Source organism: Paraliomyxa miuraensis (genome assembly GCF_026337845.1).
Lineage (GTDB): Bacteria > Myxococcota_A > Polyangia > Nannocystales > Nannocystaceae > Paraliomyxa > Paraliomyxa miuraensis.
Genome location: NZ_JAOVZF010000164.1, coordinates 704,683 through 725,578, shown reverse-complemented (window position 1 = coordinate 725,578; position 20,896 = coordinate 704,683). Strand labels below are relative to the sequence as shown.

16 protein-coding genes are annotated in these 20,896 nt (G+C 70.7%); 5 read left to right on the top strand and 11 right to left on the bottom strand.

What is annotated here, in order from left to right:
* Positions 1-7: 7 nt before the first annotated feature.
* Positions 8-1,744: a M28 family metallopeptidase gene (locus OEB96_RS46065; protein ID WP_266223389.1), complete on the bottom strand. Its 1,737-nt coding sequence runs from the start codon at positions 1,742-1,744 to the stop codon at positions 8-10.
* A gap of 6 nt (positions 1,745-1,750) precedes the next feature.
* Positions 1,751-2,638: a hypothetical protein gene (locus tag OEB96_RS46060; protein WP_266223388.1), complete on the bottom strand. Its 888-nt coding sequence runs from the start codon at positions 2,636-2,638 to the stop codon at positions 1,751-1,753.
* A gap of 159 nt (positions 2,639-2,797) precedes the next feature.
* Here OEB96_RS46060 and OEB96_RS46055 point away from each other — a divergent pair, with 159 nt between their 5' ends.
* Positions 2,798-3,790, top strand: coding sequence for an L-threonylcarbamoyladenylate synthase (locus OEB96_RS46055; protein ID WP_266223387.1), 993 nt, complete (start codon positions 2,798-2,800; stop codon positions 3,788-3,790).
* 80 nt (positions 3,791-3,870) lie between these two features.
* Here OEB96_RS46055 and OEB96_RS46050 read toward each other — a convergent pair whose 3' ends face one another.
* The 4 genes from OEB96_RS46050 to OEB96_RS46035 all read right to left on the bottom strand — a co-directional run bounded on the left by OEB96_RS46050 (position 3,871) and on the right by OEB96_RS46035 (position 8,085).
* Positions 3,871-5,322, bottom strand: a complete 1,452-nt coding sequence (locus tag OEB96_RS46050) for a serine hydrolase (protein WP_266223386.1) — start codon at positions 5,320-5,322, stop codon at positions 3,871-3,873.
* Positions 5,323-5,332: 10 nt separating this feature from the next.
* Positions 5,333-6,532, bottom strand: a complete 1,200-nt coding sequence (locus OEB96_RS46045; RefSeq protein ID WP_266223385.1) for an LIC_10091 family protein — start codon at positions 6,530-6,532, stop codon at positions 5,333-5,335.
* A gap of 118 nt (positions 6,533-6,650) precedes the next feature.
* The gene (locus OEB96_RS46040) at positions 6,651-7,409 is read right to left on the bottom strand and encodes a glycosyltransferase family 2 protein (RefSeq protein ID WP_266223384.1); all 759 of its coding nucleotides are present in this window, start codon (positions 7,407-7,409) and stop codon (positions 6,651-6,653) included.
* 7 nt (positions 7,410-7,416) lie between these two features.
* The gene (locus OEB96_RS46035) at positions 7,417-8,085 is read right to left on the bottom strand and encodes a class I SAM-dependent methyltransferase (RefSeq protein WP_266223383.1); all 669 of its coding nucleotides are present in this window, start codon (positions 8,083-8,085) and stop codon (positions 7,417-7,419) included.
* Between the two features lie 160 nt (positions 8,086-8,245).
* Here OEB96_RS46035 and OEB96_RS46030 point away from each other — a divergent pair, with 160 nt between their 5' ends.
* The 3 genes from OEB96_RS46030 to OEB96_RS46020 are packed head-to-tail and all read left to right on the top strand — an operon-like array spanning position 8,246 to position 12,319.
* A complete protein-coding gene (locus tag OEB96_RS46030) occupies positions 8,246-9,565 on the top strand; it encodes a glycosyltransferase (RefSeq protein ID WP_266223382.1) in 1,320 nt (439 codons plus the stop codon).
* The gene (locus OEB96_RS46025; RefSeq protein ID WP_266223381.1) at positions 9,562-11,091 is read left to right on the top strand and encodes a lipopolysaccharide biosynthesis protein; all 1,530 of its coding nucleotides are present in this window, start codon (positions 9,562-9,564) and stop codon (positions 11,089-11,091) included. Before OEB96_RS46030 ends, OEB96_RS46025 begins: the two co-directional genes overlap by 4 nt.
* 28 nt (positions 11,092-11,119) lie before the next feature.
* Entirely contained in the window at positions 11,120-12,319 is a 1,200-nt protein-coding gene (locus tag OEB96_RS46020; protein WP_266223380.1) for a hypothetical protein, read from the top strand.
* A gap of 22 nt (positions 12,320-12,341) precedes the next feature.
* On the opposite strand, the gene OEB96_RS46015 is transcribed toward OEB96_RS46020, so the two are convergent.
* The 5 genes from OEB96_RS46015 to OEB96_RS45995 all read right to left on the bottom strand — a co-directional run bounded on the left by OEB96_RS46015 (position 12,342) and on the right by OEB96_RS45995 (position 19,521).
* Positions 12,342-12,938, bottom strand: coding sequence for a Uma2 family endonuclease (locus OEB96_RS46015; RefSeq protein WP_266223379.1), 597 nt, complete (start codon positions 12,936-12,938; stop codon positions 12,342-12,344).
* Between the two features lie 85 nt (positions 12,939-13,023).
* Positions 13,024-13,848, bottom strand: coding sequence for a hypothetical protein (locus OEB96_RS46010; protein ID WP_266223378.1), 825 nt, complete (start codon positions 13,846-13,848; stop codon positions 13,024-13,026).
* An 82-nt stretch (positions 13,849-13,930) separates the two neighbouring features.
* Positions 13,931-16,921 (bottom strand): MMPL family transporter, encoded by a 2,991-nt coding sequence (locus OEB96_RS46005; protein ID WP_266223377.1) that lies wholly within the window; start codon positions 16,919-16,921, stop codon positions 13,931-13,933.
* Positions 16,918-17,964: a glycosyltransferase family protein gene (locus tag OEB96_RS46000; RefSeq protein WP_266223376.1), complete on the bottom strand. Its 1,047-nt coding sequence runs from the start codon at positions 17,962-17,964 to the stop codon at positions 16,918-16,920. The genes OEB96_RS46005 and OEB96_RS46000 overlap by 4 nt, the downstream gene beginning before the upstream one ends.
* A gap of 63 nt (positions 17,965-18,027) precedes the next feature.
* Entirely contained in the window at positions 18,028-19,521 is a 1,494-nt protein-coding gene (locus OEB96_RS45995; RefSeq protein ID WP_266223375.1) for an alpha/beta hydrolase, read from the bottom strand.
* 168 nt (positions 19,522-19,689) lie between these two features.
* Here OEB96_RS45995 and OEB96_RS45990 point away from each other — a divergent pair, with 168 nt between their 5' ends.
* Positions 19,690-20,865, top strand: coding sequence for a hypothetical protein (locus OEB96_RS45990; RefSeq protein WP_266223374.1), 1,176 nt, complete (start codon positions 19,690-19,692; stop codon positions 20,863-20,865).
* Positions 20,866-20,896 lie beyond the last annotated feature (31 nt).

Here is a 20,896-nt window from a genome sequence, read left to right as displayed (position 1 = left end):
GGCGAGCTTACTCGATCTTCGGTTTGCTGCGCTCGGTCGCAGCGGGCGCAGGCGGGGTGATGCTGCGCTTCTCGACCGAAGACTCGTCGGTGCCGGGCATCCGCGAGACCACGCCCTCGTCGTCGTTGCGCGGCGGGGCGTAGGGCACGGCGGCGCCATCGGCCACCTTGCGGGTGAGGTCGGCCACGAGCTGGGCGATGGAGGCCATGCCTTCGCGGTTGATGCGATCGAAGTGATCGGCGGGCTTGTGGTAGTCGTCGTGCAGGCCGGTGAAGAAGAACAGCACCGGGACCTTCTTGCGATAGAAGCTGGCGTGATCGCTGCGAGAGTTGATGGCTCGCTCGTAGACGATGGGCAGCTCGCGGGTGCCGACCTCTTCCAACAAGGGCATCCAGGCGTCGCTCGAGCCCACCCCGCCGATGGCCAGACCGTCCTTGCCCAGGCGTCCCACCATGTCGAGGTTGATCATCGCGACGATCTTGCCGCCCGCGAAGGGAGCGGCCTTGGGGGGCGCGTCGGCGAGGGCCTCGGAGCCGAGCAGGCCCAGCTCCTCGCCTGCGAAGTGGGCGAACACGATCGTGCGAGCGGGGCGGTAGTTGGCCTTGACCATCGCGCGAGCGACCCCGAGGACCATGGCGGTGCCGCTGCCGTTGTCGTCGGCGCCATTGCAGATGGTGTCGCCGTCCTTGGCACGGCACATCATGCTGGTGTCGGAGCTGCCGATGTGATCGTAGTGGGCGCCGAGCATCACGATCTCCTCGGGGTGCTCGGACCCCGGCAGCACGGCCAGCACGTTGAACGAGTCGCGCTTGGGGTTCTCGTGCTTGGCCGACATCGACATGCGGGTGCCCGCGGGGACCCTGAGCTTGGGGGTCTCGATGCCCATCCACGTCTTGGCGTCGGCGGGGGAGAGCCAGGCGATCGGGAGCTCGAGCGCGGCGAGGGGCTCGCGGGCCGCGTTGAGCAGCGCGGGGTCGCCCTCGCCGATGAGCACGAGCCCCGCGGGGCCGTGCTTGGCGAACGCAGTCACGGCGTCGACGAGGCGATCGGGTGGCGGAGCGGGAGCGACGACGACCTTGCCGCGCACTGCGTTGGCCTTGGCGGTGGCGAGGGGGCCGATGCCCACGGCGTCGGCGTAGGCCGGCTTGCCGCCGCCATTGGCGAGGGTGACGAGGCGATCGCCCGCGACCTGGCGGCTGCCGTCCTTGGTGTGCTCGACCCACACGACGACGTCGTCGCTGATGGTGGGGTTGAAGCGGTCCTCGGCCTGGAAGGCGACGCGATGGTCCTCGCCCACCGGCCGAAGTCCCAGGGCACGGTACTGCTCGATCAGGTAGTCGGCCGCGACGCCGAGTTCTTCGCTGAAGGTGTAGCGACCGCGAAGGGCATCGCTCGAGAGGTACTCGAGATCGTCGAACATGCGGGCCGCGTCGATGGTGGGATCGGCAGCGGGCGGCTCGGCGATGGCGGGAGTCGAGCCGCTCGGTTCATCCGGAGGAACCGTGTCGGCGTCGGCCGAGTGACGACAGGCGAGCAGGGTTGCGGCGAGCACGGCCAGCGCGTGCAAGCGCAGGCGCGGGGACGGGCGAAGGGGAGCGAGGCGGGCGGCGATCATCGGCGGGCAGGGCAAGGGTAGGCCAGGCGGGGCGAGCGTGCAGGCGGACGCGACGCAGGCCGCCTGACGTCGACTCTCGGCCTCACGCGCGGGCCGGGCCGCCTCCTCGGGCAGGCCGGTCCATCGCACCGGCCATCATGCGTCCTGGCAGGCCGCCTCGACCACCGACACCGCCTGCTGGAACGCCACCGAGTAGTCGTCGCATATGGGCGCGATGAAGCTGTGCGAGAACATCCCGATGAAGTCGGTGAGCAGCGGCGCCTCGCGGGTGTGTCCCGTCAGCGGGCAGCTCGTGCCCAGCTCGTTGATCAGCCCCACCATCACCACGTTGTCCTCGTGGCCGCCCTTGGCTTCCACCAGGCGGTCGTAGCGAAAGTCCACCGGCCCCGGATCGTCCTCGTCGGTCACGATCACTACGACCAGGAGCGCATCGTCGCGGATGAAGCCCTCGTTGCACTGGCCGGGCCCGCTCAGATCGACCACCGCCGAGGTCAGCGCCTCGAGCGGGCGCTCCTCGGTGCTGCCGGCCGTGCCGACCTGCGCCGCGCAGGGAAACACGGCCTCGAGTTCGTCGAGCTCGGTCATGTAGCGGTGTCCCTCGGCATAGGGGCCGCACGCGGTCTCGCTCGAATTGTAGCCCGCGGTGGTGGTGATGAGCCCGCCCAGGGCATGGCACGAGTCGTCGTGCTCGGAGCCGATGTTGCCCGCGTAGACGTCGGTGGAGACCACCCCCACGTGCACGCTCTCCAGCATGATCTGCGAGCGCTCGACGCCGTCGATGAACACCTCGAAGCTCTCCACCAGGCGCTGCTGGTGGATCAGCATGCTCGCCGAGTCGTCGATGACGAACAGGTAGTCGACCTTGGGGCAGCCGCCGACCACCATGTCGGGGACCTCGTCGTCGTCGTCGAGCTCGGCCTCGATGGCGTCGCGCTCGAACACGTCGAGCGGCGTTCGCCCGCAGCCGAGCCCGAGTCCGAGCCCGAGCCCGAGCCCGAGCCCGAGCCCGAGCCGGCAGAGCACGAGCCTCGACGCCGGGCGCAAGGGACGGGCCACGGGAGCAAATCGCACCACGCGCCGCGATCTTACACCCGGCCGGCGCGACCGATCGTGCGGCGAACGCCGCACTGCACGCCGTGGGCACGACCACGCTCTTTGGCTACCCTCCCCGCCGCCCCACCCATGTCTCGGCCCCGCACCCGCACCCTCGCCGTCGACCGCGACGCGCCCGATCCCGCCGTGCTGGCCGAGGCCGCCGCGGTCGTGCGCCGCGGTGGCCTCGTGGCGTTTGCCACCGAGACCGTCTATGGCCTGGGTGCCGACGCCACCAACCCCGATGCGGTGCGGGCGATCTTCACCGCCAAGGGCCGGCCCTCCGACAACCCGCTCATCGTGCACGTGGCCGACGAGGCCATGGCCCGGCGCCATGCCGCCGCCTGGCCCGACCATGCCGCGCGCCTGGCCGAGCTGTGGCCCGGACCGCTCACCCTCGTGCTGCCCAAGGCTGCCTCGATCTCCGCGCTCGTCACCGCCGGCCTGTCCACCGTGGGCCTGCGCGTGCCCGCTCCCGCCGTTGCGCGGGGCCTCATCGCCGCCGCCGATCGCCCGCTCGCAGCGCCCAGCGCCAACCGCTCCGAGCACGTCTCGCCCACGACGGCCGAGCACGTGCTCGCCGATCTCGACGGCCGCATCGACCTCGTGCTCGACAGCGGACCGACCGACGTGGGCATCGAGTCGACCGTGATCGATGTGTGCGAGCAGGTGCCCCGCTTGCTGCGACCCGGGCCCGTATCGGTCGAGCAGCTGGGAGCACGTCTCGGTCGAACGATCGAGGCCGCACCCTCACACGGCCCCGCCCGCAGCCCCGGACTGCGGCCGCGTCACTACGCCCCCCGGGCGCCCACCGTGCGCGTGCACGCACCGAGCGAGCTCGTCCCGCTGGCGGTCGGCCCGGACGACGTGGTGATCGTGATCGGCGAGCACCGCCCCGCTCCACGAGTGCCCGCGCGGCTCGTCGCGCTGCCAACCCCGCAGCTCGCCGCACGCTCGCTCTACGCCACCCTGCGTGCCTGCGACGCCCAGCACGCGACCCGGATCCTCGTGGTCATGCCGCCCGACGAGCCCGCCTGGCACGCCGTTCGCGATCGACTGCAGCGCGCCACCACTCCTGCGTGAGCGCCTCTTGCCTGCGACTCGAAGATCGCACGCGGCCCGCCGGTCGCAGCGCCGCCGGCCATGCCCAGCCCGCGTCGGCCCTACGTTCCTTCACCCAGCAGCACCGCGCGAGCGAGCACCTCGCCCATCGCCTTCACCAGCGGTCGGGTCACTTCGTCGTACTCGTACTTGTTGTCGTTGAGCACGCCGTTGTCGTTGGCGTAGGCCACGAGCGTCACCGCCATCGCTCGTCCCGACTCGGTGTCCTCCACGTAGGCATTGTCGAGCAGGAACCCATACGCGCGACCGGCCTTGCCGGCGTAGTAGATGCGGGCAAGCGGCATCACGCGGGTCATCCCGTTGATCATGGCGTGGTAGCGCAGCCCCGAGTCGTGGGGATCGGTGTACACGGGATTGGTGCTCGCCAGCGGGTCCTCGACCATCGCGCGCAGCAGGAATTCGCGATCGGATGCGAGCAGGCCGAGGTCGGGCACCCCCGGCAGCTCGGGGCGATTGAGGGCCAGCGTCAGCCGGTGCAGATCGCGGATCGACACGTAGTTCTTGCCCGAGAAGTCCAGCGGTTCGTCCACCCGGGCCCGTAGCTCGTCGTCGATGTAGCCCACCCCGATCTTCATGTCGGTGGCCTCGGTGGGCGGCAGCTTCAGCTCGCTCACCCGGGCGGGAACCACCACTCGCTCGCCCTCGAGGGGCCGCAGCTGCACCTCGGGCGTGGTGCGCTGCACCAGGGGATCCTGCACGCCGTACATGCGGTGGTGGATCCGCAGGCTGCCAAAGCCCAGTGACCACATGTCCTCGTTGATCTCGCGGTGCCCCACGAACTCGTAGAGCCGGTTGAACGACACGTTGTTCGACACGAGCTGCATCTTGCGGATCTCGTGCCCCAGCGTGATCGTGCCGCCCTCGAGGTTCGACCCGTCGGTGGTCTTGCAGCGCTTGCGCCGGCCGTTGCCCTCGCAGTAGGCCAGCGGCGTGTCCAGCCCAACCGCGTGCCCCTCTTGGCGCAGCGCGTCGAGCCTGCGCAGCGCGGCCACGGAGGCGAACGTCTTGATCGCCGATGCGGGATAGACGTACTCCACGTCGACCCGGTAGCGATGCTCGATCGCCTTCGGGCTGGGGGCGCCCTTGGGCGAGAGCACCGTGACCAGCACCTGGAAGCGGTAGCGGGTCGGGTCCTTCATCAGCCGGGCGATGTCGCGGTGCGAGCGGAGTGCGTCCTCGAGCCACGTGGAGTCGCCGTCTCCCGGGGGCGCCCACGGACCGGTGATCGGCAGCTCGTCCGCCGCGTCGGCGAGCGCCTCCACCTCGTCCGTCGCCCCGACCCGGCCGCCGTCCGCTCGCTCGCCCTCGCCACCGACTTCCTGGCTGCCGTCCTCGTGGCCGTCCTCCTGGTTGGCCTCATGGTTGGCCGCGTCAGCCGACGCAGCACCCGGCGGTGCCCCTTCGGCCGACTCGGGGCTGCTGGCCGTGCCCGCCGGGGAGCCCGAGCACCCCAGCACCACCACGCTCCCCAGCAACGTGCGACGCCACGCCATCACCAACGGCTCACTCGGCAACGACTGGCGGGTTCTTCGACGGCTTGACCTCGCCATCGAGCAGCGACAGTCCTTGCACGTCGGTCTTGGTGCGGAAGTGCAGCATCCGCGGCAGGTTGGTCACGCGACTGGTCGCCAGCCACTCCTGGAATTTGGGAGCCGGCTGCACGTTGTAGTGGTACTCCTCGTCGGGCGCGAACCCGAATGCTCCCCAGCCGAGCGTTCGCACCACCACGCTCTTCTCGCCCACCGGCAGCCCGATGAAGTTGCGGCGCCACTGTGGCGTGTAGTCCACGTACTGCTCCACGTTGCTCAGGTAGATCACGTTGAACGAGAGCCCCGACTCGTTCATCGCCTTGCCCACCGCAACCATCGTCTCGTTGGCGGTGAAGTCCCCGCGCAGCGCATACACCCGGCCGCTTCGCGTGAGCTTGCGGATGTGGTCGTACTGCGCCTGGTCGCTCACGAACGTGGCGATGCCCCGCTCGGGGTAGATCTTGCGGACCTTGCGGAGCCGTGCCCACACCAGCTGACGCGCGATCTTGTAGGACTTGCGGATGTTCTTGTGATCGGGCCGCTCGCCCAGCTTCTCGTCGATCAGCGCGAGCCCCTCCTCCTCGCGCTCGGGCGACCAGCGCTGGAAGAAGTCCTCGTAGGTCTCGGCCTCGTCGAAGAACAGCAGGTACACCTGGTGGAGGTCGGCGATCGCGGCGTCGAAGTCGACCACCACCATGAAGTCCGACTTGGCCCATGCCGCCAGCAGGTAGTTCTGGTCGGTGCCCACCCCCAGGTACGCCCCGCCCAGCTCGGCGATGTGCTCGTGCCACAGGTCCTGGTTCAGCTCGTTGGAGATCCAGTAGTGCGAGTTGCGAATCAGCTCGTCGGGCTTGGGATCACGCGGCAGGTTGCTGAAGCGCTCGCGGATCTCGTCGGACACCGGGCCCAGCGGATCGACCACGGGCTCGGGCTCGTCCTCGATCGCGACGACGTCGTCGTCCTCGACCGCATCGGCCTTGGCCAGGGCAGCCGGCTGGGCGGCGGCCTTGGCCGGCTCGGGATCGGCCACGGCCTCCGAGGCCCCGGTGGGAGGCTCGTTCTGCGTTGCCGTGTCGGGCCGGGGCGAGCAGGCGGCCGACAGGGCCAGACAGCTCGAGAACAGGCCAATCGAGGCCACGCGAAGGGGGGCAGAGGTGCAGTCGAGGCGTCTCACGTGCGCTCCAGGGACGTGCGAGGGGCCCGGAAAACGTCCAGGCCGACGTCCGGCACAGCCTACAACCACCGATCGGCGCAAGCGACAAACCCGCGGGGACGGCCGCCAGGAGCGCGTCTCACGCGGTCTGCCCGCCCCACCCGCCGGGGTTCTTGCGCCGCACGTACTTGGTCAGGTGGAAGCGCGCGTCGTTGACGAACTTTCGCAGCGGCCGCTTGCCGCGATCGGTCGGGTGCCACTGGTGCAGCATGGCCGTGCGCGGGTGCACCCACGCGAGCCGCAGGCCGTGTCGCTGCGCGCGGAAGGTCATGTCGGTGTCCTCGAGGCCCCAGAACTTGTAGCCCTCGTCGAAGCCCCGCAGGGTGTGGAACATCCCGCGCAGCGCCATCTGGCAGGCGCCGGTGCCCAGGCGCTCGCGGTAGTCCGAGGCCTGCAGCAGCGTCGGGAAGTCCTCCCGCGCATACGCCCGCTCCTCGACGGTGGAGGGCAGATCGCGGCACTGGCACACCACCAGTGCGGCGTCGTCGGCCTCTTGCTGCGCCTCCACCACGGTCGACAGGAAGCTCGGCGCGAAGATCATGTCGGCATCGGTGCACATCACGTAGCGCCCGCGCGCGGCTCGGATCCCGATGTTGAGCGCGCGCGCCCGGTTCCAGATCTCGCGGGTCTCGTGGAACACCACCCGCACGTCGTGCTCCCGCACCATCGGCTCGAGCTGCTTGCGATGCGCGGCATCGGAGCCGAAGTCGCTGACGAGCACCTCCACCCGCTCGGCGGGCAGGTCCTGCCAGCGAAGCGAGCGCAGGCAGTTGTCCACGCGATGGCCTCCCCGGTTGCGCAGGGGGATGATCACGGTCAGCAGCGGCTCGTCGGACATCGGTGCCTCACGCGTCGGGCGTGCGCAGCACGCAGACCTGGCCCTGCACCCATGGCTCGAGCATCAGCGGTCGACCGAGATCCTGGAGGGTCGGCTGGTAGACCGGCCGCTGGGCGTCGTGCAGCACCACCACCCCGCCCGGGCGCAGCAGCTGGAACGCCTTGCGCAGGCAGTGGATCCGCGCGCGCCCGTCGACCAGCGCCACGTCGAACGGCACCCCGGCCTCCTCGGGCGCATCGACGTAGTGACGCATGTGCTCGGGCTCGTGCTCGAGCTTCAGGCACCAGGCTTCGTGGCGCTGGCCGGTCTCGTGGTTGCGGGGGATGTGCACCGGCTCGGGCAGGTCGGCCGGCGGTGGACGTAGCTCGAGGCGAAAGCGAGGATCGGTGATCGACTCCCGCACCTTCTGCGCCCACGTCTCGTCGTGCTCGACCGAGAACAGCAGCTCGAGGTCGGGGAGCGCCTCGAGCCAGGCGCGGCTGCTGCCGCCGCTGCCCCACTCGACCATGGCCTTGGGCGAGACGGCATGGAGCACCGCGCGGACCTGCGAGAACTCGATCGGGTGCATCCACACCGGCATGTCGGGCGGGCCCGCCAGCTCGGGGGTGGGCCGCTGCACTCCCAGGCGCTGGAGGATGTTGCCGCGGTAGGTCCGGTAGCGTCCGTCGTCGTTCAAGGGGAGCGCCTTCCAGGCTGGGCGTGACGTGCCCTTGGAGCACGGTGCGCCTGGGGGCGGGATTGTTGGTGACGGCCGGGCGCGGGTCAAGCCACGGCGCCGGCCGCCGCGGGTCGCGGCCTTTGCAAGCTGCGGCCTCCGCACGCACTATGGCGGGACCATGACCCATGGGCGCAGCGGCGCGTCGTCCGGAGCCTCCGGATCGCCCACGAGGACGGTGCTCTTGGTCTCTCGGTGGTTCCCGCCCGCGTTCCAGATCGGCGGCAAGCGGGCGTTTCGCTTTGCACGGTATCTGCCCGACCACGGCTGGCGGCCGATCGTGTGGACCGGCGCGCATCCCGATGAGGTGCCGCACGATCGCACCCCGATTGCGCTGCCCGAGTCGGTCGTGGTCGATCGCACCTTGATCCCGCGCTGGTGGCCCGAGCCGCGCCGTCGTCTGGTGGTCGGCGCGGACATCACCCCGGGGCACGGCATGAAGCCCCCGGGGTCGCTGGGTCGGCTGCGGCGAGGGCTCACGATGCCGGTGGCGGAGGAGCTCGTGCTCATGCCCCTGCTGCTGCGTCGGCTCACGACCCTGGTGGAGCGCTACCGTCCCGATGTGCTCATGGCCACGTCGAGCCCCTACTGGACGCTGGTGCTGGGCCGGCTGGCGGCCGCGCGCCACGGGCTGCCGCTGGTGCTCGACCTGCGCGATCCGTGGACGCCCAATTTCCTGCAGGAGCACAAGGCGGGCTGGGTACGCCGGGTGGAGTGCAGCGTGGAGCGCCGCTGCCTGGCCGCCGCCGCGCGCGTCACCTTCACCGCGCCCGCCACCACCGCGGCCTACCAGGCGCTCTACCCCGAGCTGGCCTCGCGGCTGTGCACCATCACCAATGCGTTCGATCCCGATCAGGCTCCTGTTGCGACCTCGCGAGGCGACGCGCCAGAGGGCTCCGAGCGGGTGCTGGTCCACTTCGGCAATTGCTACGGCAAGCGCCGCCTCGATGGCGTGCTGCGGGGACTGGCGACGCTGCGCGACGAGCATGGCGAGTCGCTCGACTCGATCCGCGTGCTCAACCTCGGCAAGCCCGACGCCGAGGACGTGGCGCTGGCCGAGCGGCTCGGGGTTCGCCTGGACGTGCAGCCGTTCCTGCCGCTGGCCGATGGCCTCGCGCTGCTGGCCGGGGCCGACGTGCAGCTGCTGGTCGGCTATGGCGACGAGGAGATGTTCATCCCGGCCAAGCTGTTCGACTATCTGCTCAGCGGCGCGCCGATCCTCGCGGTGGGACGGGCGCAGGAGGTCGGCCGCATCGTGGAGCGCACGGGCACGGGCCTGTCGGTCATGGGCGATGACCCCTCGGCCACGGCGCGGGCCCTGCGGCGCCTGCTGGCGCGCGAGCACGGCCCGCGCGACGAGGCGGCGGTCTCGACCTACGCGGCGCCGAGCACCACGCGGGCGCTGGCCCGATTGCTGACGGACGTGGTGGCGGAGCGGTGAGCACGGCGTCGAGCGAGGCCCGCGACACCCAGGTGCTGGTGTTCGCCAAGATGACCGCCACCGCCGCGGTCGCGCTGGTGCCGTTCGTGATCGCCAAGCTCCTGGGGAAGGCCGAGTTCGGCGCGGTGGGGGGCCTTTGGCTGATCTACGGCACGCTCGGGTCGGCGCTCACGGCCGGCTTTCCGGCTGCGGTGCTCTACTACCTCGCCGATCGAGAGCGCGATGCTCGAGCCGTGGTGGCGCGGCGGCTGATGGGCACGGTGTTCGTGCTGGGCCTGTTGGTGGGCGCGGTGATGTATGCGATCGGGGCCGGCGGACAGGACCTGCTGGGCGAGCTCGGAGCGTGGGCCAGCGGGGCTGCCGCCGATCCGCTCGAGCTGTCGGCGCTGCGCTACTTTGCCTGGTTTGCCGTGCTCGACGTGGCCTCGCGGGTGTTCCCGAACCTGCTCATCGCCGAGAAGCACGCTCGCGGGGCGGCGCTGTTCGGGGTGCTGCGATCGCTGGGCATGACGATCGCCCAGGTCCTGCCGGCCAGCCTCGGCGGCGGCGTGCAGGAGATCATCACGGGCCTGACGATCTACGGCGCGGTTCAGCTGCTCGGGATGGCGTGGATCATCCACCGGCTGTATCGGGGCACCCAGCCTCGATCCCCCGACCCGAGCGTGGGCGCGATGATCCGCTTCAGCTTCCCGCTGGGGATCACCGAGCTGGTGACCGTGCTCAACGCCCAGATCGACCGCTACCTCGTGCTGCTGCTGATGTCGGGCGAGGCGTTCGCCGAGTACACCGCGGGCGCGTGGCAGCTGCCGGTCGTGTCGATCGCCTACACCATGGGCCAGGTCTACATGCCGCGCTTCGTCCGGCTGCTCAACGCGGGGCGGGGCGCCGAGGTGGTGGAGATCTGGCGCGCATCGTCGCTCAAGGGCGCGCTGGTCTCGGTGCCGATCTGTGCCGCGTTCTTCGTGGGCGCCGAGGAGTTCATGAGCGTCGGCTTTCGCGAGGACTACGTGGTGGCCGCGCAGGTGTTCCGCTGCTACGTGGTCTACACCGCGCTGCGCATCACCCCGTTCGGGGCGCTGATCCTCGCGGCGGGTCGGCCTCGCCTGGTGCTGCTGGCGGCGATGTTCACCCTGCTCAGCAACCTCGTCATCAGCGTGCCGCTGGCGCTGCTCATCGGGTTCGAGGGTCCGGCCCTCGGCACCATGCTCGCGTTCGTGCCCACCATCCTCGTCTACGGCTACTTCATCGGTCGGGCCACGGGGACCTCGCCGTGGCGCACGTTTCCGTGGCTCGGCTGGCTGCGCATCGCGTTGGTGGCGCTGGTGGGCTCGCTGCCGGCGTGGGCGCTCAAGCTCGGGCTCGATCTGCATCCCGCGCTGGCACTGGGGCTCGAGGCGGTGCTGGTGGTGGTGGGCTTCGTGGTGGTGGGGAGGGTCACGGGTACGGTGACCGCGGATGATCTGCGCGAGGCCGGAGGCTGGTTGCGCCTGCGCTTCTTCCGGCGTACGACGCCCCCAGAGGCATGACGAGCCCGGTGACCAGAGGCACGACCCCGTGACGAGCGCGAGCGGTGAGCAGCGCTGGGTCGATCCCACGCCCCTGGTGGAGCGGACGCTCGAGCACCTCGATGCGCTCGGGTGTCGTCGCGTGGTGCTCCATGGCTATCGCGGGCGATCCCACACCCACCACTGGGTGATGTGGGCGATCGAGCGCGCGTGGATCCACATCCTTCGGGATCGCCCCGACGTGTCGCTGTGCTGGGCCGACAACCGCAATCCCCTGCCGTTCGAGGCGCTCGAGCAGGCGGTGGTGTGGGGCAACGTCAACGTCGATCGCGTGGACTACACGCTGCCGATCGTGCCCGGGGCCTGCTACGTGATGCACGACCACCATCCCGGTCGCACCTCGACCGCCGACTACGCCGAGCACGTGGCCAGCGGTCGGGCATTGTTCTACGAGGTGTTTCGCGGGCACGACGATCCCGATGCGCGGCCGGTGGACGGCGAGGTGCCCGTGCACACCTGGTCGCCCGCGCGGGGGGTGGCGCGGATCACCTGGGGGACCGATCTGCTGCCCGACGAGATCGCGCACAACCGGGAGCTGGTGGTCGCCGCAGGGCCGCGGCGACCACCGGGCGAGGTGGTGTTCGTGGGCTCGGCGTGGCGCAACAACGCCGACGACCTGGCCGCGCTGGCGCAGGCGGCGGTGGAGCGGGGGCTTCGCTTCGTGCACCACGGGCGCGTGATGACGGACGTGCGCTGGCCCGATCACCCCATGGTGGTGTCGACCGATGGCTCGGTGTCTCACGACGACAACGTGCGACTCGTTCGCGAGGCCCTGGTGGCGCCTGCCTTCCAGGGCAAGGCGCAGCTTCCCAATCCCGACGAGCGGGGCAATTACGTGCCGTGCCGGATCTACAAGAACATCAGCTACGGGGCGCCGCCGGTCACCAACAACGCGACCGTGAAGACGCTGCTCGGCGAGGGCGTGGCGCTGGGGCGGACGCCAGGGCAGATGCTCGATGCGGCGCTCGCGGTGCTGGAGGCCGATCCGCAGCAGCAGGCGCTCGAAGAGCTGATGGCCGAGGTGGCGCGCAGGCACACGTACCTGAGCCGGGTGGAGATGTTGATGCGGTTGATGGTCGAGCACCGCGAGGCGCGGGCGAGAGTGCCAGCGCCCGGGGCGAGACGTGCGGGCGCGGGGCTGCGGCTGCGGAAGCTCGCACACCGGGTGGTCGGGCGGCGCTGGCAGTGAAGCGAGCGCCGGCCCGTGCCCATCATGCCGGCTCGTCGTCGCCGAACAAGACGCCAACCGAGAGCTCGCGCGCCGCGAATGGCTCGGCATGCACCGTCTCGCCCCTCACGGCGACGAGCACCTCCAGGTAGCCTTCCGGGGTATGGCGATACACGGTGAGCATCTCCGCCTCGGGGTCGATCACCCAGTAGTGCGGTATGCGGTGCTGATGGTAGATGCGCTTCTTCCTGACGAGGTCGTTGGCGCGATTGGTCGAGAGGATCTCGCAGACCCAGTCGGGGATCGTCCGCACCGGGACCTCGGCCGGAAGCTCCGGCAGTCGCTCGCGGCGCCACCCGGCCACGTCGGGGCGCAACGTGGTGCGCTCGGAGAACCAGACCTCGACCTCCGATGCGAAGAGCCAGCCCCCCGGACCACCCGCCCCGCCGCGACGAAACGGCCGCAGCAGGATGCCCAGGCTGAGCTGCGCCTCGCCGTGCTTGCCCGAGGCTGCCTCCTTCTCCACCAACACGCCCTCGATGAGCTCGTGGAAGCGCTGCGTCTCGGGGATGGCGAGCAGGTCGTCGAGCGTCGCGAGCCCCGCGGCCTTGTTCCAGACGTGCTTGGTCGCGGTGCTCATGCATCGTGTACCGTAGCAGGCCGACGCCATCCTCGGCCACCGCGGCGGGGGCTCCGGCGGCGGCCGTCCCCGCCCTCGCGGAGAGCTACGAGGAGCAGCCGCTGATCATCAGGCTGGGCGCGAATGCCTCCATTCCATCGACGCTGGATACGATTGCCTCTTGGCCGTCGATCTTCGTGAGGGCGAGGTGGATGACTCCCGGCTCGTCGTTCCAGTCGGCGATGAGGTCGGAGCTCAGCTCGATCGTCACCGGATGGGATCCTCCGGGCCCCATCATGGGTACGGTCTCCGTGCCCAGTGGAACGGTGCCATCGAGGATCACGTCGAACGGGCCCGGTTTACCCTCCATCGCGGCCCATTCGACGGGATGAGCAGATGCCAGCCACGTTGCCTCGCCCAGCATGACGGGAGCGCCGGCTCCATCACCGTCGGTCCAATCCAGGGGAAAGACCTCGCGGACCTGGAGCACCACCTCATCGGGGTGGCCCACGAAGATGGTGAGCGTGGCGTCCAGCGGATCCCCCGGCAGGGTCATCCCGCCGAGGTCGAACTTCATGAGCAGGTAGCTGCGGAAATCCGCGTCCTTGGCGTCGTGGATCCGCCCCTGGGGCGACTTGCCGAAGTTCAGCCCCTGGCAGTTGGTCATTCCCGCACACGCCCCGGTTCCGGTCTCGATGAACGCATCGGCCATCGGCGCGACCTCGACGATGACGCCGGGGTTCATGCACTCGCCCATGGAGTCGACGTCGGGGCCGGTCGTGTCTTCGGAGCCGGTGGCGGAGGCACTCGCGCTGGTGGAGTCGGCGGGCGTGCCAGTGCTCGGACCTCCCATGGTCGTGATTGGACCGTCGTCATCGGGACCATTGGTGCGACCGGTGTCGGCCGAGCCGGCCGAGCTGCTCGCCCCCATTGGAGCGTCATCGTAGGCCGTATTGGGGCGCGTGCATGCCATGACGAGCATCGCAAACAACAGTAGGCCAGGCCGCATCCTGCTAGGGTAGACCCTCGACGGACCGATTGCGACGATCCTTTGCCAACCGCACCCGATCCACCACCCAGAGTACCGCTGGCAACAAGACCACCGCCGCCACCAGGGCCAGTCCCATCCCGGCGACCGCACACCAGGCCATCGACTGTAGCCCGCGGTGGTTGGCGAACAGGATCCCCGAGAACCCACACACGGTGGTCAGCGTGGTCAGGAACACGGCTCCGCCGGTCTCGCGCAGCACCAGGCCAAGCCGCCCCGGGCCGGCCTCGCGCCAGCGCTCGAAGATGTGCAGCGCATCGTCCTGCGCCATGCCGATGAGCAGCGGCAGCACGATCACGTTGAAGAAATCGAGCCTCCAGCCGAGCGCGAGCATCAGGGCCACCAGCCACAGGATCGAGGCGAGCACCACCATCGCCACCGCGAGCATGCTCCCCAGGCTTTGCAAGGCCCTCGGCGCCGAAGGCGACGATCCGGGATGGCCGCCCGAGAACACCAGCGCGGCCGTCAGCAGCATGGCGATCGAGGCCAGCACCAGCACCCGCGGCCCGTCGTGCTCGATCGCCTCGAAGACCTCGGGCAGCACGAAGAACTCGGCCGCCACCTGCACCTGACCCTGTGGGGTCTCCAGCGTGTGGAAGGCGTCGTAGATCTTGCGCGCCACGAGGTAGTCGGCCTTGCTGCCGCGCGTCCAGGCGATCACGAACCGGCCCACGTTGCCGTCGGCATCCTCGAACTGCTGCTGGACCCAGCGCGGAAGATCCTCGGCATCGATCGGCTCGGTGATCTCGAGCTTGGCGTACCACTGGTCGATCTCGCCCTGGGTGGCCTTGGACATGGCGCCGCGCTGCTCGTCGATGCGCGTGCGGATGTCGGCGATGATCTCGAGCTTGACCTCCTGCTGTCCGGGCACGAATGCATCGATGGAGGTCACGGCGCCCAGCCGATCCGACATCGCCATGCGCCGCTCGGGATCGTAGGCGCGCAGCTGCTCGAGGGTCTTCGGGTCGGGGATGGTGCGGGCCGCTTCGGCGCGGGCGATCTCCAGGAAGCGCGGGTCGTCGAGATCGGGCGGACGCTGGCGCATGCCTCCCGCCGCGGCCGTCGTGCCTTCGTTCCAGTCCTCGGGGTCGGCGTCCCAGTCGTCTCCTCCGGACTTGGGCCCGACCCTGGGCGCGCCCTCGACCCAGTCCTCGGGGTCGGCATCCCAGTCGTCACCGGCGGCCACGGGAGGCGCCGTGGGCTCGGGTGCGGCAACGGGCTCGGGCTCGGGCGGGGGCAGCGGCGGTCGGTCGAGCGACTTGGGCGAGACGGCGTCGGCCAGGCTGGGCTCGCGGCGGGCGTCGATCGGCTGGAGCAGCGCCGCCTCGTCGGGGTACATGACCCCGATGGCCGTGAGCTGCTGGTGCACCGCCTGTGCCTGCTCGCGGCTGTCGGTCAGCGCGACCGCGGGTGCGACCGTGAGCGCCGTGCCGATCGCGTCGCGATAGGTCACCTGGTGATAGGCGGCCTTCTCGGCCGCTTCGGCGTCCTTGGGGCCCATGGCCCGAAAGTCGTATTCGAACTCGAGCTCGGTCGCATGGAGCCCCGCGTAGATCGCCGCGGCCACGCCGAGCACCGCCAGCATCCCTACCGCGGCCACGACGATAGTCCTGGCGCCGCTTCCAGGCCGTGGCGTGGTCGTGGCGGCTCGGGTCCGCGTGGCCGGGGGCGGCCAGGGCCGCCAGCGCTCGCTGAGCACGAGCGCGGCGGGCATCACCACCATCGAGGTCGACAGCGCCAGCACCAGGCCAGCCGAGGCCACCACGCCGAACTGGGCAAAGCCCTGGAAGTCGGCCACGGTCAGCGCCGCGAAGGCCAGGCCGGTGCCCAGGCCTCCGCCCAGGGTCGAGCGCCCGGTGGTCGCGAGCGTGATCGCCAGCGCGGTGGGTCGACGATGTCCGCGCGCTCGCTCGTCGCGGTAGCGCGCCAGCACGTGGATCGCAAAGTCGATCCCGAGCCCGAGCAGCACGGCGAAGATGAAGGCGGAGACCAGGTTGAGCACGTCGTAGACGAGCCACGCAAAGCCCAGGGCCCCCACCCCGGCCACGAACAGCGGCCCCAGCACCAGCACCACCGCCCGTGCGCTGCGAAAGTACACCGCGATGCTCAGCAGCAAGGCGGCCACCGCGGCCGCCGTGCCCGCGGCCACCTCGCCCTGCAGCTGCTTGACGCGCACGCCGTGCTGCACGAACGAGCCGTGCAGGGTGATGGTCATCGCGGGGTGGAAGCTCGTGGGCTGCAGCGCGTCGATGCGCGCCTGGAGGTCGTCCTGCAGCCGGCGAGCGAACTCGAGGTTGGTGCTCTCCTCGATCGGTCGCGCCTTGAGCACCAGGAACCGCCCCTCGTCGGTCTCGAAGTGGGCCGAGCGGCCTTCGCCGAGGCCGTAGCGCTCGCGCAGCTCGGTCTCGTCGAGCCCGAGTGCGTTGGGCTCGTCGGTCTCGCCTTCGGGGGACGAGCCCGCGCCCTCGGCCGGGGGCTCGTCGTCGACGAGCGAGAGGTCGCCATAGGCCTTTCGTCGGGTCTCGTCGAAGACCCGCTCGATCACCCGCTGCCGAAGATCGAGCAGATCGTCGACGCCGGCATAGAGCAGGGCATGGCGCTCGAAGAACTCGTAGTCGCGGGTGAACAGCGCCCAGCGAAGATCGGGATGGCCGCGTAGATCGGCGGCCAGCGCCTCGCCGAACGCCACGTTGGCCTCGCGCGAGGGGCCTTGGATCCCCACGTAGATGTCGCTTTGGTTGCCCAGGCGCTTGGTCACGCGATCGGTGCCCGCGACCGAGGGAAAGTGATCGGGCAGGAGCTTGCGCAGCCGCTGGTCGATCCCCAGCTGGCTGGCGCAAAGGCCCGCCACCACCGCGAACGCGAGCGTGAGCAGCATGATGAGCCCCGCGCGTCGCTCGATGAAGGCCGCGAGCTTCCGCGTGAAGCGGGTGCCGCGAGTGGTGGCCTCGCTCACCGCTCACCTCCTCGGGCCTGCCGCGGTGCCCCCGGGCGATCGAGCCCGAGCAGGGCGTGCGCCTCCTCGAGCACCGCGGTGGCCACGTCGGGGGCATCCCAGACCGGGGCGGGGGCGGGCACGGACGAGCGGGCCAGGAACGCGCGCAGGCGGGTGTCGTCGAGCTCGGACCAGGGACCACCGTCGCCCAGGCCAGCCGCGCGCAGCATGACCACGTTGAGCGCCTGCTCGTCGTCGTGGGGATCGTGCAGCGCCAGCATGGGCACGCCCAGCGCCACGCACTCGCCGATGAGCTGGCTGCCCGCGGTGGCCACCACCGCGCGGGCGGACGACAGCGCCCGCACGAAGCGGTCCCGCGCGGGGGGCTCGTGCCGAAGGCCGGGTACGCCAGGGTCGGTGGCGGCGAAGAGGATCACGGGGAGCTCGAGGGCGGCCAGGCGCCGGAGCAGGGGGCGAGGGGCGCCATCGCGGAAGTAGCACACCAGCGGGCCTTCGGGCGTGCGCGAGGTCGCAGCGTGCAGCGCGGGCTCGAGACAGGGCCGCGCCAGCCGACCGCGACGCACGGGCAGGGGCACGAAGCTCACCGCGATCTTGCGCTGCGCGCCGAGCGTGGACGCAGCCGCCTTGATGGCCTCGCGACGCCAGGGGCCCGCCGGTGCCTCGGAAGGCCGCTCGCAGCAGTGGAACACCAGCCCGTGGCCCACCGCGATGCCGGGACGCCCGGCGATGCGGGCGGCGAGCGTGCCGGGGAGATCACCGTCGGAGATCACCAGGTCGGCGCGATCGCGGCGCAGGAGCGAGACCGCCTCGCGCACGCGGCTCGCGATCACCCGCGGCGCATGCCGGCCGTCGCCCGGCAGCAGCGAGCGCACCGGGTGCGTGATCACGTGCTCGCACAGCAGCGGCTCGGCGCTCTCGCCCGCGAACGCGACCACCCGCAGGCCCGCCTGCTGCAAGCGCGTGATCACGGCGCGGGAGCGCGTGGCGTGGCCGCGGCCGCGACCGTGCACGTAGTAGTGGACCATTGGAGCGGCGGCGGGCATCGGGCGAGCGCGCGGGGAGCATACGACGGCTCACGCTCCGCACCGAGGCTCCGACGCTCGGTCTCACCCCCCGTCGGGGATCAGGAAGCCGGGCCGCTGCAGGGTCTTGGTGCATCCAACGTCCAGGCGGGCCGGATCGGGATCGGCGATGAAGCTCCGCACCAGCTGCTCTTCGCACGCGCTCGCATTCGACGTGCCGTGCCCGGTGGCGGGAAACGGCACCACCCGCGAGCGCGACAGCGTGCGCGCGGCGAGCTCGGACGTCGAGGGTGGAGTCACCGGGTCGAGCTCGCCGGCCATCAGCAGCACCGGCACGTCGCTCTGCACGGGCTCGAGGTAGTCAGCGGGCAGCGAGGCCGTGGGCCACTGCGCACAGCTCGACTGCAAGCTGCGCAGGAACTCGCCGCCCACGAACGTCCGATCGGCGGCCACGACGTCTGCCTCGGTCAACAAGGGCACGTCCTCGGCGCAGGTCACCGCCATGAACATGCCGAAGTGGATCTGGTGGGAGATCGCCACCGCGACCTGGGTGACCAGGCCCATGAGCGGCTCGAACTGGCCCTGATCGGCGGCAGCGAGCATGGCCGGCAGCGGCGAGGACCAGCTCGCATCGTAGAGCGCCAGCCTCAGGCCTCCGGCGAACATCCCCGCCGTCAGCTCGATCGTGGTCTGGCTGCCATCGCGAGGATCGGTCACGGCCACGCGGGCGGGAGCCTGCTCGAGGCGAGCCATGATGCGATCGATGGTGGCTCGGCCATCGGGAAGCAGCGCGCGGCAGGGCTCGGAGGTGGCGCAGTCGGCCATGAGGGCCTCGAGCGCCGCTTGCCCCTGGGGACCGAAGGTGCGCAGGTATGGCTGCCCGGGCGGCGCAACGCCCCACAGCACCGCGCTGCGTACGTGCTCGCCGTGCTGCCGCAGGTACGCCAGGCCGGCGCGCGTTCCATACGAACCGCCCCACACGTTGACCTGCTCGTAGCCCAGGGCCACGCGGACGTCGTCGAGGTCGTCCATCGCAGCGGGCGTGGCATACCAGGCCAGGTCGGCCGGCAGCGACTGGCCGCACTTCACCAGCGCCTCGTGATTGGCGTCGTCCCAGGGCCCTTGCAGGATCCCCTCGAGCGTGTCCGAGTCGCAGCGCAGGCCGTTGGATGCGCCCGTGCCTCGCTGGTCCACGAACACGAGATCGCGCGTCTGGTTCACCCCCGCCAGCGAGCTCTTGGCGAGCACCAACAGCTGCGTTGCCGCCTGGCCTGGCCCGCCCGCCAGCACGAACACGGGGTCGGGCTGCGCGGCGCCGGTGGCCGGCAGCACCACGTAGGCGAGGTCGATCGTGCGTCCCGCTCGGGTGTCGCGATTCTCGAACACCGTGACCGTGCCGCATCGCGCGCTCGAGGGCAGCGAGGGAGGGCACGGTTGGTCGGCGGCCGAGGGCGTGGACCCGACCGAGGGCTCGACCGACGGCGGGTTGGTGGTTGGGTGATCGCCACGGCAGCTCCCCGTGAGGAGCACGGCGACCATCGCCCAGGGCTGCACGATGCTTGGATGACCCCGCTTCACGATGCACGGACTACCGCAGGACGATTGCGAGCACCACCGGGCGTCGCGTTCGCGCTGGAGTCCCGCCAAAAACCCGGTACGGGGGGACCGGGTGCCGGGTGGGGCGGGCGGTGTTGCGAGCACGCAGCCGGGCTCGGTCGGGAGCGCCGCGGCGAGTATCATCGCGCGATGAGGACGATCGCTCGTTGGATGACCTCCGCGGGAGTGCTGCTGCTGTGTGGTCTCGGCTCGGGGTGCGACCTCTGGCCGTCGAGCGAGCCGGCACCCGACGTGAAGACGGCAGCGGACCCCGTGAAGGCGGAGCCGACCCCGGCCCCGGCCGATCGGGGAGACCCGCCGAAGCCACCGGCTCCAGTGGGTGATGCGCCCGCCGAGCCCACGCCGACCGCGGAGCCCGCCGAGCCCGCCGAGCCCGACGAGCCCACCGAGCCGCCGACGTCGCTCGATCCGATCCCCTCGCCGGGTCTGCCCGTGCTCACCGAGCTCCCCAGCGGCACGCCCGGCGATGCCGTGATCTCCGACAAGATGCAGCGGCGCCTTCGCAGCAAGCTTCGCGAGCAGCACGACGCGCTCGTCCTGCTCGCGGCCACGGCAGTCCTCCCCGAGCCCGCCGGCGGCGCCACCGTGCTGGCGATCTACGAGTACAGCGAGGTGGAAGCCTGCGTGAGCAAGAGCGATGGCAGTCCCGAGGCTCGCCGCGTCTGCGCCAATGCCCGCACCGACGACAACGATCGCACGCTGCCCGGCCTGCGCAAGTGCACCCTGCGCGGCCTCGTGCGCGCCCGCTTCGGCGCGCCGCCCAAGTCCAACCCCGAGTACGGCGGCCCGCTCGAGCTGCAGGCCACCCATCCGCTCACGGGCGGCTGCACGATCAGCAAGGTTCGCCGCCTCGAGCTCTCCGACGTCGACGGCGATGGCCAGCCCGAGATCGAGGTCGACGTGGTCTCCAAGACCCCCGAGTCCTATTTCATCCAGGACGAGGACTTCGACGAGGAGCGCGGCAAGGCCGAGACCTACGAGCTCTTCACTCGCACGGTGGGCTGGTATCGAGCCGATCTCTCACCCCAGTACGAAGCCGACCTCACCTCCTGGCACACCGAGCTCATCGAGGCCATGACCAACGGCGAGTCCACGCGCGTCCGCCTCCTCGATGCCAACGGTGACGGCCGGGCCGACCTGTCGTTCGACACGGTGCGCTACGATGCCGCCGAGTGTCGATACGAGGACGACGGCTGGCTCATCATGGAGGCAGACCCCGATGATGCCGAGGGCTGCTTTGGCAAGGTGCAGACCACGGTGTGGCTCTACGACGCTGCCAAGGATGCATGGGTGGAGGGGTCCTGAGGCGCGAGCCCTCCCACGCTGGATTCCGGAG